This is a genomic window from Streptomyces sp. NPDC021012 (assembly GCF_044333355.1).
In the GTDB taxonomy this organism is placed as follows: Bacteria; Actinomycetota; Actinomycetes; order Streptomycetales; family Streptomycetaceae; genus Streptomyces.
Window position 1 is genome coordinate 326,197 of record NZ_JBIRQU010000004.1, and the last position, 16,016, is coordinate 342,212.

General features: G+C 68.5%; 6 protein-coding genes and 3 tRNA genes. 4 read left to right on the top strand and 5 right to left on the bottom strand.

Annotated features, from left to right (window positions below):
- Positions 1-2: 2 nt before the first annotated feature.
- The 4 genes from ACH4TP_RS15680 to ACH4TP_RS15695 form a co-directional block, all read right to left on the bottom strand.
- The gene (locus ACH4TP_RS15680) at positions 3-1,940 is read right to left on the bottom strand and encodes an ABC transporter ATP-binding protein (RefSeq protein WP_398178381.1); all 1,938 of its coding nucleotides are present in this window, start codon (positions 1,938-1,940) and stop codon (positions 3-5) included.
- Entirely contained in the window at positions 1,940-3,673 is a 1,734-nt protein-coding gene (locus ACH4TP_RS15685) for an ABC transporter ATP-binding protein (protein ID WP_398178378.1), read from the bottom strand. Before ACH4TP_RS15685 ends, ACH4TP_RS15680 begins: the two co-directional genes overlap by 1 nt.
- Positions 3,674-3,814: 141 nt before the next feature.
- On the bottom strand, positions 3,815-5,254 hold the full coding sequence (locus ACH4TP_RS15690; RefSeq protein WP_398178375.1) for an FGGY family carbohydrate kinase: 1,440 nt from the start codon (positions 5,252-5,254) through the stop codon (positions 3,815-3,817).
- Positions 5,255-5,283: 29 nt separating this feature from the next.
- Positions 5,284-5,595 carry a YtxH domain-containing protein gene (locus ACH4TP_RS15695; RefSeq protein WP_389221657.1) on the bottom strand — a complete coding sequence of 104 codons (312 nt, stop codon included), beginning with the start codon at positions 5,593-5,595 and terminating at the stop codon, positions 5,284-5,286.
- 136 nt (positions 5,596-5,731) lie between these two features.
- On the opposite strand from ACH4TP_RS15695, the gene ACH4TP_RS15700 reads away from it, so the two are divergent.
- From ACH4TP_RS15700 to ACH4TP_RS15710, 3 genes are all read left to right on the top strand, one after another.
- Positions 5,732-5,804 (top strand) — tRNA-Asn (locus ACH4TP_RS15700).
- A 5-nt stretch (positions 5,805-5,809) separates the two neighbouring features.
- Positions 5,810-5,882: transfer RNA gene (locus tag ACH4TP_RS15705), tRNA-Asn, on the top strand.
- Positions 5,883-6,048: 166 nt separating this feature from the next.
- A tRNA-Ile gene (locus tag ACH4TP_RS15710) sits at positions 6,049-6,122 on the top strand.
- 445 nt (positions 6,123-6,567) lie between these two features.
- Here ACH4TP_RS15710 and ACH4TP_RS15715 read toward each other — a convergent pair.
- Positions 6,568-7,038 (bottom strand): hypothetical protein, encoded by a 471-nt coding sequence (locus ACH4TP_RS15715; RefSeq protein ID WP_398438160.1) that lies wholly within the window; start codon positions 7,036-7,038, stop codon positions 6,568-6,570.
- A gap of 301 nt (positions 7,039-7,339) precedes the next feature.
- Between ACH4TP_RS15715 and ACH4TP_RS15720 the strand changes: the two genes are divergently transcribed.
- On the top strand, positions 7,340-16,012 hold the full coding sequence (locus tag ACH4TP_RS15720; RefSeq protein WP_398438162.1) for a DNRLRE domain-containing protein: 8,673 nt from the start codon (positions 7,340-7,342) through the stop codon (positions 16,010-16,012).
- Positions 16,013-16,016 lie beyond the last annotated feature (4 nt).

Sequence of the window (16,016 nt, forward strand, 5' to 3'; positions counted from 1 at the left end):
TACTAGTCGACCTCGGCGACCGCCTGGGCGAACTGCGCCGCGTACAGCCGGGCGTAGGCCCCGCCGGACGACAGCAGTTCGTCGTGCGTGCCCTGCTCGACGATCGAGCCGTTCTCCATCACCAGGATCACGTCCGCGTCCCGGATCGTGGAGAGCCGGTGCGCGATGACGAAGCTCGTCCGGCCGTGGGCCAGGCGGGCCATCGCCTTCTGGATGAGGACCTCGGTGCGGGTGTCGACCGAGCTGGTCGCCTCGTCGAGGACGAGGATCACCGGGTCGGACAGGAACGCCCGCGCGATGGTGATCAGCTGCTTCTCGCCCGCGCTGACCCCCGCCCCGTCGTCCTCGATCACCGTGTCGTAGCCCTCGGGCAGGGTCCGGATGAACCGGTCGGCGTGCGCGGCGCGCGCCGCCTCCTCGACCTCGGCGCGGGTGACCTCGCGGGTGGCGCCGTACGCGATGTTGTCCGCGATGGTGCCGCCGAAGAGCCAGGTGTCCTGGAGGACCATGCCGATGCCCTTGCGCAGCTCCTCGCGGGACATCTTCGCGACGTCCACCCCGTCCAGGGTGATCCGGCCGTCCGTCACCTCGTAGAACCGCATGAGCAGGTTCACCAGGGTCGTCTTGCCGGCGCCGGTCGGGCCGACGATCGCGACCGTCTGGCCCGGGTCGACGGTCAGGGACAGGTCCTCGATGAGCGGCTTGTCCTCCTCGTACCGGAAGGAGACGCCCTCCAGGGCCACCTTGCCCTTGAGGTCCACCGGCTTCTCGCTCCTCGGCGCGTCCGGCTCCTGCTCCTCGGCGTCGAGCAGCTCGAAGATCCGCTCCGCCGAGGCGACACCGGACTGCACCAGGTTCGCCATCGACGCGACCTGCGTCAGCGGCATGGAGAACTGGCGCGAGTACTGGATGAAGGCCTGCACGTCACCGATGGACAGGCTGCCGGTCGCGACCCGCAGACCGCCGACCACGGCCACCAGGACGTAGTTGATGTTCGAGAGGAAGAACATCACCGGCTGCATGACACCGCTGTTGAACTGCGCCTTGAACCCGGCCTCGTACAGGGCCTCGTTCTGCTCGGCGAAGTCCTTGGCGGACTCCTCCTGCCGGCCGAAGACCTTCACCAGGCTGTGCCCGGTGTACATCTCCTCGATGTGCGCGTTGAGCGCGCCCGTCGACTTCCACTGCTGCACGAAGTGCGGCTGCGAGCGCTTGCCGATCTTCGCCGCGACGAAGACCGACAGCGGCACCGTCACCAGCGCCACCAGGGCGAGCAGCGGCGAGATCCAGAACATCATGAAGAGCACGCCGACGATCGTGAGCAGCGAGTTGATCAGCTGGCCCATCGACTGCTGGAGGGTCTGCGAGATGTTGTCGATGTCGTTGGTCGCCCGGGACAGCACCTCGCCGCGCTTCGCCTTGTCGAAGTACGACAGGGGGAGCCGCGCCAGCTTCGTCTGGACGTCCTCCCGCATCCGGTAGACCGTCCGGTTGATCACCTTGATCGACATGCGGGTGGAGACCAGCATGAGCAGGCCCGCCGCCACGTAGATGGCGAGGACCCACAGCAGGACCTCGCCGACAGCGCCGAAGTCGATGCCCTTGCCGGGGGTGAAGTCGACCCCGGACAGCATGTCGGCCATGCCGCTGTCGCCGGAGGCGCGGAGCTTCTCCAGGACCTGTGCCTTCGTGGCGCCCTCGGGCGCGGTCTTCCCCGCGGTCTGCCCGATGACGCCCGCGAAGATCAGGTCCGTCGCCTTGCCGAGGATCTTCGGCCCGACCACGGAGGCCGCCACCGACAGCACGCCGGCGATCAGCATCAGCCAGAGCGTGCCGCGCTCGGGCGCCAGCTGCTTCAGCAGCCGCTTGCCCGAGCCCTTGAAGTCCATGGACCGCTCACCGGACTGGCCCATCATCATGCGTCCGCCAGGACCGGCCATCAGGCTGCCTCCGCCTCGGTCAGCTGGGAGAGCACGATCTCCCGGTACGTCTCGTTCTCCGCCATCAGCTCACGGTGCCGTCCGGTGCCCACGACCCGGCCCTCGTCGAGGACGACGATCCGGTCGGCGTCGCGGATGGTCGACACGCGCTGGGCGACGATCACCACGGTCGAGTCGGCCGTCTCCCGGGCCAGCGCGGCCCGGAGCAGGGCGTCCGTCTCGTAGTCGAGCGCGGAGAAGGAGTCGTCGAACAGGTAGATCTCCGGCCGCTGCACGAGCGTCCGCGCGATGGCGAGGCGCTGGCGCTGCCCGCCGGAGACGTTGGTGCCGCCCTGCGCGATCGGCGCGTTCAGACCGCCCTCCAGCTTGGACACGAAGTCCTTGGCCTGGGCGACCTCCAGGGCGTGCCAGAGCTCCTCGTCGGTCGCGTCGGGCTTCCCGTACCGCAGGTTCGTCGCCACCGTCCCGGAGAACAGGTACGGCTTCTGCGGGACGAGCCCCACGGTCTTCGCCATCAGCTGCGGGTCGAGCTTCCGCACGTCGACGCCGTCGACGAGGACCTCGCCGCCGGTGGCGTCGAAGAGCCGGGGCACGAGCCCGAGCAGCGTCGACTTGCCGCTGCCCGTCGAGCCGATGATCGCGGTGGTCTCACCGGGCCGGGCGACCAGCGCCACGTCCTTGAGGACCGACTCCTCCGCGCCCGGGTACCGGAAGTCCGCGCTCCTGACCTCCAGGTGCCCGCGCTTCAGCAGCTTCGTCACCGGCTCGGCCGGCGGCACGACGCTCGTCTCCGTGCCGAGGACCTCCTCGATGCGCTCCGCGCAGACCTCGGCGCGCGGCACCATCATGAACATGAAGGTGGCCATCATGACGGCCATCACGATCTGCATCAGATAGGCGAGGAAGGCGGTCAGCGCGCCGATCTCCATCCCGCCGCTGTCGATGCGGTGCGCGCCGAACCAGACCACGGCCACGCTGGAGACGTTCACGACGGTCATCACCGTCGGGAACATCAGCGCCATCAGCCGCCCGGTCGCCATCGACACGTCGGTCAGCTCGCCGTTGGCACCCCGGAAGCGCTCCTCCTCGTACCCGTCCCTCACGAAGGCGCGGATGACCCGGTTGCCGGTGATCTGCTCGCGCAGCACCCGGTTCACCGTGTCGAGGCGCGTCTGCATGGTCCGGAAGAGCGGCCGCATCCTCCGCACGATCAGCGAGACGGCGACGCCGAGGACCGGCACCACCGCGAGCAGGACGCCCGACAGGGGGACGTCCTGGCCGAGCGCCATCACGATGCCGCCGACACACATGATGGGCGCGGAGACCATCAGGGTGAACGCCATCAGGACCAGCATCTGGACCTGCTGCACGTCGTTGGTCGTACGGGTGATCAGCGAGGGCGCGCCGAAGTGGCCGAGCTCCCGGGCGGAGAAGGACTGCACCCGGTCGAAGACGGCGGCGCGCACGTCGCGGCCGAGCGCCGAGGCGGTGCGCGCGCCGAAGTACACGGCTCCGATGTTGCAGACGACCTGGACGACGGAGACGCCGATCATCAGGGCGCCGAAGCGCAGGATGTAGCCGGTGTCCCCGTTGACGACACCGTTGTCGATGATGTCGGCGTTCAGGGTGGGCAGATAGAGGCTCGCGCAGGTCTGCAGGAACTGCAGCAGGACGAGCAGTGCGATGGGTTTTCGATAGGGCCGCAGGTGGGTTCGGAGAAGTCTTATGAGCACGGGTCCTACTATCGCCCGCACCGCCGGAGCGTTACGACTGGGTTTGGCGGCGCGGGCGGCGCCCTGGTCAAGACTTTGCGAACTGGTGTACGTCCCTCAGGTGCCTCAGGTGCCTCAGGTGCCTCAGGTGCCTCGGATGCCTCAGGCGCTGAACGCGCCCGGGTGGATCTGCTCCCGCGTCGCCGCGTACTGCTGCCGCACCGCCTGCCCGGCGGCGAGCTCCTCGCCGGGCTCCAGGATCTGCGCGACCGCGCCCTGCCAGGCCGGGGGAGCGGACGGGGACAGCGTGCCCCGCGCGACCCCGAGCGCCCAGGCGGCCTGCCGGGCAGCACCGAGCGCCGCGTAGTCGGCCGGCTGGGGGACGACGACCTGGGCGCCGAAGAGCGCCGGTGCGAGCGCCTGCACGGCCGGCAGGGCGGCCGCCGCGCCGAGCAGGAAGACCCGCCGCACCTCCACGCCCCGCCCCCGCAGCACGTCCATGGCGTCGGTGAGCGCGCAGAGCATCCCCTCGAACGCCGCCCGCGCCAGGTGCTCGGGCTTCATCGACTCGCGTCGCAGCCCGCTGAGCGTGCCCGCCGTGTGCGGCAGGTTGGGGGTCCGCTCGCCCTCCAGATAGGGCAGCAGGACGAGCCCGGAAGCGCCGGGCGTCGACTTCAGCGCGAGCGCGGACAGCTCGTCGAGGGACTCCACGCCCAGCATCTCGGCGGTCCCGCGCAGCGCCCGCACCGCGTTCGAGGTGGAGACGACGGGCAGGTGCATGCCGGTGGCGTCGGCGAAGGAGGTGATCATGCCGCTGGGGTCGGCGAAGGCCTCGTGGTGCACGGCCATCACGGAGCCGGAGGCGCCGAGCGAGACCACCGCGTCACCGGGGCCGAGGCCCAGACCGAAGGCGGCGGCCATCGTCTCGCCGGTGCCGGCGGAGACGAGGAGGCCCTCGGGGGTGATCCCGGCGGCCTCGGAGGGCCCGAGGACCTCGGGCAGCACGGCCTGGTGGCCGAGGGCCAGCTCGACGAGGTCGGGGCGGTACGTGCCGGTCCGGGCCGACCAGTAGCCGGTGCCGGAGGCGGCGCCGCGGTCGGTGGTGCGGCGGGCCGGCCGGCCGAGGAGCTGCCAGACGAGCCAGTCGTGGGGCTGGAGGACCATCGCGACCCGCTGGGCGTTCTCCGGCTCCGTACGGGCCAGCCAGCGCAGCTTGGCGACCGCCTGCCCGGCGCCGGGCGCACTGCCGACGGCCTCGGCCCAGGCCTGCCGTCCACCCAGCGCCTCGACGAGGTCGGCGGCGGCGACCTGCGCCCGCTTGTCGTTGCGGACGAGCGCGGGCCGCACCAGGCCGCCCTGCGCGTCGAGCGGCACGAGCCCGTGCTGCTGCGCCGAGACGCCGATGGCCTCCACGCCCTCCAGGAGCCCGCCGGCGGCGGCCTCCCCGAGCGAGAGCAGCCAGGTCTGCGGATCGACGTCCACGGCCTTGGGTTCGCCGGGATGCGCGGCGTACCCCTGCCGCAGTACGGCACCCGTGTCCGTGTCACAGACGACGATGCGTGTGAACTCCGCAGAGCTGTCCAGTCCGGCGACTATCCCCATGGCACATGATTCTGCCGCACGCGCGGGGTTCAGGTGTTGCTGGTGCCCCAGTCCTCGTCGTCGACCCTGCCGTTGACCCGGCCGCGCCCGCGCAGCGCGTGGACCCGGTCGGTCACGGAGGACGGCAGCTTGTCGCCCACCTTGTCGCCCACGAGGTGCGCCGCCTTGCCCGCGGCCTGCCGCCCGGTCTGGGCGGCGGTCTCCGCGGCGTTCCGCACGGCGGGGTTCCGCGCGAAGTCCTGCGCGGACTTCTTCATCTGCTCGTAGCGCTCGCGTCCGGCCCGCGTGCCGACCACGTAACCGAGGGCGAGTCCCACGACGAACGTCAGCTTGTACCGCACGGCGGCGATCCTTCCCTGGAGGCCCTGGGGGAACCGATTGGCGGAGCACCCCCCTGCTTGCGCTAATGTATGTCTCGCAGCGAGCGGCCGCCGCCCGGCAAGGCCCGAGGTGGATCCGTTCGATGCAACGCAGCAATCCCCTGTAGCTCAATTGGCAGAGCAGCCGGCTGTTAACCGGCAGGTTACTGGTTCGAGTCCAGTCGGGGGAGCGCGATCCCCTGTAGCTCAATTGGCAGAGCATTCGGCTGTTAACCGGAGGGTTGCTGGTTCGAGTCCAGCCGGGGGAGCGAGACGGAAGAGGACCCTTCGGGGTCCTTTTTCGCGTCTCCGGGAACCATCCGGGGCCCCACGCGGTCTTCATGGTCGAGCAGAGCCGATCATCCGAAGCAGGAGATCGTATGAGCGGCTATGCTGCGGCAGACGGCGCGCACACATGTACGCGCCTCACCGTTCGGGGCGGTAGCTCAGCCGGTTAGAGCAGCGGACTCATAATCCGTCGGCCGTGGGTTCGAGTCCCACCCGCCCCACCGAAGAAAAACGTTCTGACCTGCGGAAACGCCCCTGAGGGGGTGTTTCCGCAGGCGGAGCCCACCTCTCGCCCGTGAGGCGAGGAGGGCCCCCTGGCCTGTCGCGCCGGTTCCTGGCCTTCCCGGCCCGGGGTTCCGGGTGGAACGCGGGTGCGGATCCAGGACGATGATTCCACGGTGGCCCCTGACCCCCGCGTGTGACACGCCGCACATTGGTCCGAATGGTTGGTGCCGGGCGGGGTAGCCGGTCGGGCGCTCGTTCCCCCCTCGGAGGGCGGGGAGTGTTTCCGGGCGGCGTGAAGCGACCCCTGGCGGGGTACGGGAACAAATCCAGGAAATGAACCTTCGCCGACGAGAGTTCGGGTGAATCGCCGATCAGGAATCCGGTCGGCGTTCCGGTCGGCGCTCCGATCGGATTTCCGGTCGGTGTTCCGGTCGGGGGGAATCAACCCTGCCGGGTCTTGTCCTCTCCTGTGCACGTGGCGCGGCCGAATGCGCCCATGGCGGTGGCGCGCTGGACGTGCTTGTTTCGGACGGTGAGGGTGCAGGAGGCCTGGCCGCCCTTTTCGTCGAGGACGAGGGTGACGGTCGGGGGCTTGCCGAGGGGCATCTGGACCGATTTCTTCCAGGGGAGGGTGACGGCCTTTTCGACGGTGGCCGTACCGCCCTCGCCGGGCGTGAGATAGGAGATCTCCGCGGTGCCCGTCCCGGTGACCTCGTAGGTCACCTCGGCGTTCGAGGCGGTGCCGGTCTTCGGCTGCCCGTCGGTGCCGAGGAGGCCGTAGCCGGCGAGCCCGGCGCAGGCGAGCAGGGCGGTGCCGCCGATCAGCCACCCGCGCCGGCCGGGGGAGCGTCCCGCGCTCTCGTGCTCGTTCTCCTCCGGTGCTGCGCTTTCCGCGGGTTCATTGGACGACATGAGAGAGCCGGCTTTCGGTTGGTCGGTGGATGAACCGGGCGGTTATACACCACGCCGCAGGCCGATTGCGAGCGAGCGGAAGAATCGGGCGAACCGCACCCTCATCTGCCCTTTATTTGTCCTTTATGTCTCGGGGGTTGACCGGGCCTCGCAGGAGTGGCTAGAAAGCCCGCTGCAATGCCCGTGAGCTCATGGTTCTCACCTTCCGTGCGATCGCTCGGCATTGCTCAAAGCCGGGCGGAAACCTTCGCACCGGCTCGTTCGGCGTGCCCATTTCGTGTGCAGCGACGCGGGTGTGCCGATGCCGAAAGGTATTGAGGTGAAAGTTCCATACAGGAGATATCTCTCCTGTCTTGTCGTGGCGGCGGTAGCGGGCACGCTGTTGCCGCAGGTCGCCTACGGGGCTCCGCAGTCACCGGCGACGGACGACGACAAGGGCGCCTTCGACACGATCGCCGGTTGGTTCTCGGACGACGGGGGCGACGGCGGCTCGGGCAGGGCGGACGCCTCGTCCACCGGTGGGGCTCCGGTGTCGCGGGACAAGCTCCCGAAGGGCAAGGCGGCGCCGAAGGCGAAGCGCGTCGCGGAGCTGACCGGGAAGCGGACGGCGAACGCCCGCTACTGGCAGCTGTCCGACGGCCGGGTGCAGGCCGAGGTGTCGGCCGTCCCGACCGGCTACCGGGCGGGCAAGTCCTGGAAGGACATCGACCCGACGGTCGTCCCGTCCGGGGACAAGGGTTTCGCCTTCGCCAACACGACGAACGCGGCGTCCAGCTGGTTCGGCGCGGACGCGGGCAGGCTGGTCCGCTTCGAGGCCGCGGGCGGGCACGCGGTGACCCTGGGCCTCGAAGGCGCGGGGAAGCTCGCGCCGGTGGCCAAGGGCGACACCGTCACCTACAAGGACGCGGTCTCCGGCGCCGACCTGTCGTACGAGGTCGGTCCGGGGCGGGTGAAGGAGAACATCGTCCTGGGCGCGAAGCCGTCCGGTCCGCTGTCCTTCACCTTCACGCTGGACTCCGGCGGGCTGACGCCGAAGCAGAACAAGGACGGTTCCGTCTCCTTCTACGGTGAGGGCGCGGACCCGGTCCTCGTCATCCCGGCGGCGTTCATGACGGACGCGAAGAAGGACGCGAAGGCGCCGTACGGCTCCGCCTACAGCGGCAACGTGACCCAGAAGCTGTCGAAGGCCGGTCACGGCTGGAAGCTCACGGTCACGCCGGACGCGACGTGGCTGGCCGCGCCCGAGCGGCAGTACCCGGTCACGATCGACCCGACGCTCTCCATCGCGCCGACGCCGACCACGGCGCAGGACGTGATGATCTCGTCGGACGGTGCGACGACGAACTACGACGACAACTGGCGTCTGTCGGTCGGCAACACCTCCACGGGTGCCTCGCGTGCCCTGATCCGGTTCCCGGTCTCCAGCATCCCGGCCGGCACCAAGCTGGACTCGGCCGACCTGCGGCTGTACTTCGACCAGACCCACACCACGGGCGACACCGAGGTCCAGCTGGAGGCCCACCGCGCCACCCAGGCGTGGACCGAGTCCGGGGCGACCTGGAGCAACGCCAACGCCATCACCGGCGAGCTGTCCGGTACGGCGGTCGTCGTCGACAACGGCGAGGCCGGGCGCACGGCGGCCGTCGGTGCCTGGCCGGCGTCGGGGAACGCGGCGTACACGCAGTACGCGGTGAACCAGACGTACATGTACAACAAGGACGCGGTCGCGGGTGACACGTACACCTGGCAGCCGAGTCTTCCCGAGGACGGCACCTACCAGGTCGAGACGCACAACGTCCCGGCCTCCGACCGCGCCGTGAACGCGCCGTTCACCGTCACCTACGACGGCGGCACGAAGGCGTACACGGTCAACCAGCAGGCCGGTACCGGCGGTGTCTGGAAGACGCTGGGCTCGCACCCGTTCAAGGCCGGAACCCTCGGCAAGATCGTCCTCGGTGACGGACCCGCCTCGGCGACGACCTCGGTGATCGCGGACGCGGTCCGGTTCACCAAGGGCGGCGTGGTCACCAAGCAGCCCGGCGAGCTGAACACCTGGCACTCCTTCCCGGTCACCAAGACCGTGCAGTCCTGGATCGACGGCACGAACGCCAACAACGGCTTCGTGATCAAGGCCGGGGACGAGTCCGCGACCGGTCCCAAGGGCGGTCCGCGCTACGAGGGCTCGGAGTTCGGGTACGGCGGCGAGACCGCCAACTACCCGCGCCTGGTGCTGACCTTCGGCCGTCAGGGCGTCGATCTGGCCGCCCCGACCACCATCCACGACACCGGCGCCGAGCTGAACTGGTCGGCGTACCAGGACAAGGACCCGGTCGGTACCGGCGACGACATCGTCGAGTACCAGGTCCACCGCTCGGTCAGCCAGACCTTCACCCCCTCGGCCGCCACGCTCGTGGCGCCGGTCGCGCCCGGGACCACGGCGTACACCGACACCTCCGCGACGCCGACGAAGGCCGACGACCCCGACCCGTACGGTCGCGCCTACTACTACATGGTCGCGGTCAAGACGAAGGACGGGCAGGTCGTCGCGGCGCCGACCCAGCTGGTGCGGCTGCCGAAGGCGGGCCGGACGACGAAGGTGTTCGCCGCGACGGCGGACACCACCCTGTCGTCGACCCAGCCCACCACGGCGCACGACACGATCGACGACGCCGGCGCGAAGAACTGGCTGTCGGTCGGCAACAACTCCGCCACCTACGGCGACACCCGCGCCCTGCTGAAGTTCCCGGCCCTGGGCATCCCCACCACGGCCCGGGTCCTGGACGCGAACGTGCGCCTGTGGTCGACGCAGACCGCGCAGGACACCACCGGCGCGCTCTACGAACTGCACCCGCTGACGCGTGACTTCGACGAGTCCGCGACCTGGGTGAAGGCGGACGCGGCCACGAACTGGACCGCGCAGGGCGGTGACCTCGGCGCCTCCGTCGCCGACACCGGGGCGATGACGAACGACCCGGCCCGCCACGACTGGAACGTCACCTCGCTGGCCCAGTCCTGGGTGACCACGCCTTCCTCCCAGAAGGGCGTGGCCCTCAAGATGGCCGACGAGGCCGCCTCGCAGGAGCGCACCCTGTTCCTGTCCTCCGAGGGCACCGAGCCGCGGCTCCAGCCCAGGATGGTGGTCACGTACATCGACTCCACCACGGACTCGACGTACTACGCGCCGCAGACCCCGGCCCGGATGACGCCGAACAGCGACTACACGGTCGACTTCAACCTGACCAACACCACCGCGTCCACCTGGACCTCGGCCGACAACGTCCTGACGTACAAGTGGGCGCTGCCCGACGGCACGGACGTGACCACCGGCGGCAACCAGGTGCAGACGGCCCTGCCGTCGAACGTCGCCCCGGGCGGCTCGGTCAGCCTGCAGGCGCAGGTGAAGACGCCGATCAACTCGGACAACGGCAACAAGCGCACCGACTACGTCCTGACCTGGGACGTCTACAACAAGACGACCGGCACCTGGGTCTCGGGCACCTCCGGCATCCCCGGCCTCGCCCAGAACGTCGCGGTGGAGGACCCCACCTCCAACATGCTCGGCCTGGAGAAGTTCTACGGCTACACCGGCAAGAACACCGGCGCCGGCGCCAGCATGATGAACAACATGTCCTCCGGCAACGTGGTGTGGTCGTACAACGCGTTCAACAACCCCGGCCGGGGCCTGAACACGTTCTTCCGCCTGGCCTACAACAGCCTCGACACCTCCGACACGGTCTCCGGCTACGGCTGGTCCATGCAGGCCTCGGGGCCGGTCCGGCTGGGCGCGCCGCTGGAGTTCCAGCCCAAGCCCAACCCGACCGAGATCCGTCTCCCCGACGGTGACGGCACCACCCACGTGTTCCGCTGGGACCCGGTCACGAGCTCGTGGAAGGCGCCGGCCGGTGTCCACTACAAGCTGGCCGCCAAGCCCGGTCTGGACTGCACCCCGCTGAAGGACCCGATTCCGGACGCCTGGACGATGACCCGTCCGGACGGCACCCGGTTCCTGTTCGGCTGCGACGGCTACCTGACCTCGACGGTGGACAAGAACGGCAACACCATGCTGTTCACCTACGAGGAGCGGAAGTCCAACAACAAGCCCACCAAGTTCCTGAAGTACATCACCGACCCGGCGTCGCGGCAGACGCTGACGGTGGACTACTTCAAGAAGGGCGACAACTCCTACGAGTACGTCACGGACACGGGCACCGTCGCCACGGGCTCGAACCTGACCAACTCCAAGATCTACGACCACGTCAAGTCGGTCACCGACGTCTCCGGTCGCAAGATCAACTTCTGGTACACGGACAAGGGCCTGCTCGGCCAGTTCACCGACGGCGTGGGCTCCTCGCAGCCGAAGGTGTTCAAGTTCACCTACGACGCCACGCAGGGCAACAAGAACGTCAAGATGGTGGCGGCCACCGACCCCAGGGGCAACGCCACCAAGCTGGACTACTACGCCCCGAAGACCGGCGACGACCCGAAGTACCACTGGTGGACCAAGACCATCACGGACCGGCTGAACAACGGGACGACGTTCGCCTACCAGGCCGACACGGCGAATCCGAAGTTCACCGACACCAGGGTCACGGACTCCGAGGCGCACTCCTCGGACTACGTCCTGGACGACTTCGGCCGCCAGGTGAAGGCCACCAACGCCAAGTCCGAGACCGTGGACATGTCCTGGGACGCGGACAACAACGTCATCCTGATGAAGGAGGCGAACGGCGCCCAGACCACCTGGACGTACGACCAGAAGACCGGCAACCCGCTGACGAAGAAGGACGCGGAGGCCAACAAGAACGGCACCGCGGCGACGGTCTACACGTACCAGACCCGCGCGGACGGCTTCTCGTCCGACCTGGCCACCAAGACCTCCCCGGAGGGCCGCACGTGGCAGTTCGGCTATGACGCCTTCGGCAACCTGAAGACGGTCACGGACCCGATGGGCGCCGCCACCCCCTCGGTGCCCGGCGACTACACCACCACGTACGAGTACGACGCCTACGGCCAGCTGGCCAAGGCCACCGACGCCAACGGCAACGCGACGGTCAACTCCGACTTCGACGTCATGGGCTACCCCAGGACGATCACCGACGCGGAGAACCACGCCACCTCGTTCGTCTACGACGAGCGCGGTCAGGTCACCTCGGTGACCGACGCGCTGGGCACCACCACCACCGAGACCTACGACGTCTTCAAGCGTCCGCTGGTCAACAAGCTGCCCAAGGACCAGGCGCAGGGGGTGTTCATCACCACTCCCGCCCCGGTGTACGACGCCAACGACAACGTCACCACCAGCACCGCCGCCGACGGCGTGGTGTCCACCGCGGTCTACGACGCCGCGGACCAGGTGACCGAGTCGACCGGCCCGGACAACAACCTGAGCGGCCGCACGACGCGCTACACCTACGACAAGGTCGGCAACCTCAGGACCACGACCGAGCCCAAGGGCGTGGCGACGGCCTCCGTCCCGGACGACTACGTCACCACCAACACCTACAACGAGATCTACCAGCTCGTCTCCGTGGTGAACGCCCAGGGCGACAAGGTCTCCTACGAGTACGACAACGTCGGCAACCCGGTCACGGTCATCGACCCGAAGAAGAACGCGACCGCCGACACGACGGACTACACCAGCAAGAGCTCCTTCGACCTCAACCACCGCGTCGTCAAGGTCACCGACGCGGCGGGCAAGTTCACCACGAGCGAGTACGACAAGGACTCGCTGCTGGTGAGGAGCACCGACAAGGAGGGCAACACCAGCGAGGTCGTCTACGACCAGCGCGGCAAGAAGATCGAGCAGCGGGTCCCCTACGCGACCGGCGTCCTCCGCGTCACGAAGTTCGAGTACGACCAGATGGGCAACACCACCAAGGTGATCAGCCCGCGCGGCACCGCCACCACGGCCGTGGACGACTTCACCAGCCGCACCGAGTACGACAAGCTCAACCGTCCGGTCAAGCAGTACCAGCCCTACGACCCGGCGGACGCGCGCTACAACGACCCCAACGTCTACACCCAGACGACCTACGACGCGGTCGGCCGCACCTCGCGGGTCTCCGCGCCGCCGTCGGCGGGGCAGACGGTCCGCAACGACACCGACTACAGCTACTTCGACAACGGCTGGACGAAGACGTCCACCGACCCGTGGGACATCGTCACCTCCTACGGCTACAACCAGACGGGCCAGCAGGTCTCGCGCACCCTCACCTCCGCCGGCGGCTCCAGCTCGCGGACGCAGGGCTGGGCGTACTACCCCGACGGCAGCCTCCAGTCCCGCTCCGACGACGGCGTGCCGGTCGGCGCCCACGTCGTGGTGGCGGACGACTCGGACAGCCAGACGGTCGCGGCGACCGGCACCTGGGCCACGGCCTCGGCCACCGGCCAGCAGGGCTACGACCACCGCACCCACGCGGCGGGCACGTCGACGGACACCTTCACCTGGACGCTGAACGTCCCGCAGGACGGCAGCTACACCGCCTACGTGAAGTACCCGACGACCTCGGGCGCCTCCACGGCGGCGAAGTACACCGTCACCCACGACGCCGGCACCACCGCCAAGACGGTCAACCAGACCACCGGCGGCGGCACCTGGGTCTCGCTGGGCTCGTTCACCTTCAAGCAGGGGAACGCGTCCAAGATCGTCCTGGCGACCGACGCCTCCGGCAAGGTCGTCGCCGACGCGGTGAAGATCGTCCGTACCGTCACCGAGACGGACAACGAGAAGAAGAACTTCACCTACGCGTACGACCTCAACGGCAACCTCACCTCGATCACGGACTCCTCCTCGGGCGCCAAGGTCGACGCGTACGCGATGACCTACACCGGCCTCAACCAGGTCCAGAAGGTCAGCGAGTCGCTGTCCGGCGTCGAGAAGAAGGCCACGTCGTTCACCTACGACGCCAACGGCCAGAAGGAGACGACGTCCCACCCGGACCAGTACGCGCAGTACGTCTACGACGTGCGCGACCTGGTCAAGACGGTGAAGGTCGGCAAGTCCGTCTCGGACGCCTCGCCGAAGGTCACCGACTACACCTACACCGACCGCGGCCTGCGGCTGAAGGAGACCAAGGCCAACGGCAACACGGTCGACTACACCTACTACCTCAACGCGGCCCTGAAGACCCAGACCGAGAAGAAGCCCAACGGCACCCTGGTCTCCTCGCACACCTACGCCTACGACGCCAACGGCAACCAGGCGCAGGACGTCGCGTCCAAGATGAACGCCGACAACCACGGCGCCTATCTGACCTCCACCACGGACTACACCTACGACCCGGTCAACCGGCTCGCCCAGTCCGTGAAGACGGGCAACGGCGCGGGCACCGAGACCTACGTCCACGACAACAACGCCAACGTCGTCACCCAGACGATCAAGAACGTCACGACCAACTACACCTACGACCGCAACCGGCTCCTGAGCTCCAGCATCGGTGCGGCCACCAACAACTACAACTACGACCCGTACGGCCGGCTGGACACGGTCGTCGCCGGCGGCAAGGTGGTGGAGGACCGGGACTACGACGGCTTCGACCACGTCATCAAGAACGCCAAGCTGCAGACCGACGGGGTCACGACGAAGACGACCACCTACGTCTTCGACCCGCTGGACCGCACGGCGTCCAAGACGGAGGCCGGCAAGACCACCGACTTCAACTACCTCGGCACCTCCGACGAGGTCCTGAACGAGGCCGTCGCCGGCGAGGTCACCAAGTCCTACCAGTACAGCCCGTGGGGCGAGCGCCTGACGCAGCTGAAGAAGAACACCGACGGCTCCGAGGAGCTCGGCGTCTACGGCTACAACGGCCACACCGACGTCGAGACCCTCACCGACACCGCCGGTGACACCAAGTCCACCTACGGCTACACGGCCTACGGCAACAACAACGACGCCGAGTTCACCGGCATCGACAAGCCGGACACCGCCCAGCCCGACAAGGAGGCCTACAACCCCTACCGCTTCAGCGCCAAGCGCTGGGACGCCGCCAGCGGCACCTACGACATGGGCTTCCGCGACTACAGCCCCGGCCTGAACCGCTTCACCAGCCGGGACATGTACAACGGCGCCCTCGCCGACATGCGGCTCGGATCGGACCCCTTCACGGGGAACCGTTACGCCTTCACCGGCGGCAACCCGATCAGCAGCGTCGAGATCGACGGCCACAACTGGTGCGAGGGGGGCGCCTTCTGCCCCTGGGACGACAACTTCGCCTCCGCCTGGGTCGGCACCGTCGAGACGGTCGCCGACACGCTCGCCAGCCCCGTGATCGCCGCGGAGCCGCTGCTCCGCGAGCACTGCCCCGGCTGCTTCGGCACCCCCGGCAATCCCAACGGTGTGGACCTGGGCTTCGAATGGGTCTCGGGCACCGGTCCCAAGCACCGGGACTTCGGCGGCAACGACGCCTTCACGCAGTCGCTCATGGACCACTACCACGTCCAGCGGGTGCGCGAGATCGCGGCCGACAACATCAACGGCGGAAACTACAACCTGGGCTCCAAGGTCTCCCAGTACACGGACAAGGACACGGGGGTCGTCTACAACAACGGCCTGAACCATTCGCTGAATTCCAAGACCGTCTTCATGGACTTCACGTCGAACATGTCCGCGGCGTTCCTGGGGTCCTACAACATGGACTACACGGTCAAGTCCGTCGACAAGGAGGCGGGAACGGCGACCATCCAGTTCCACGTGTCGAACGACAGCACCATGAATTCCGGGACGCACATCGCCCCGGAGCTCGGCGGCTACAGCGACTGGTGGAGCGAGAACATCGCCAAGCCCCTGAACTCGTATTACGATACGGGGCGCTTCAGCACGAAGTCGCAGGACATCACCTGGACGGAGACGGTCGACCTCAACGACCCCAAGGCTCCGTCGCAGTCCTCGTCCTCGTCGTCCTCGTCCTCCTCGTCGAATGACTCGGGGGGCTTCCTGGACACCGTGACGAGCTGGCTGGGCAGCCTCTTCTGATGAC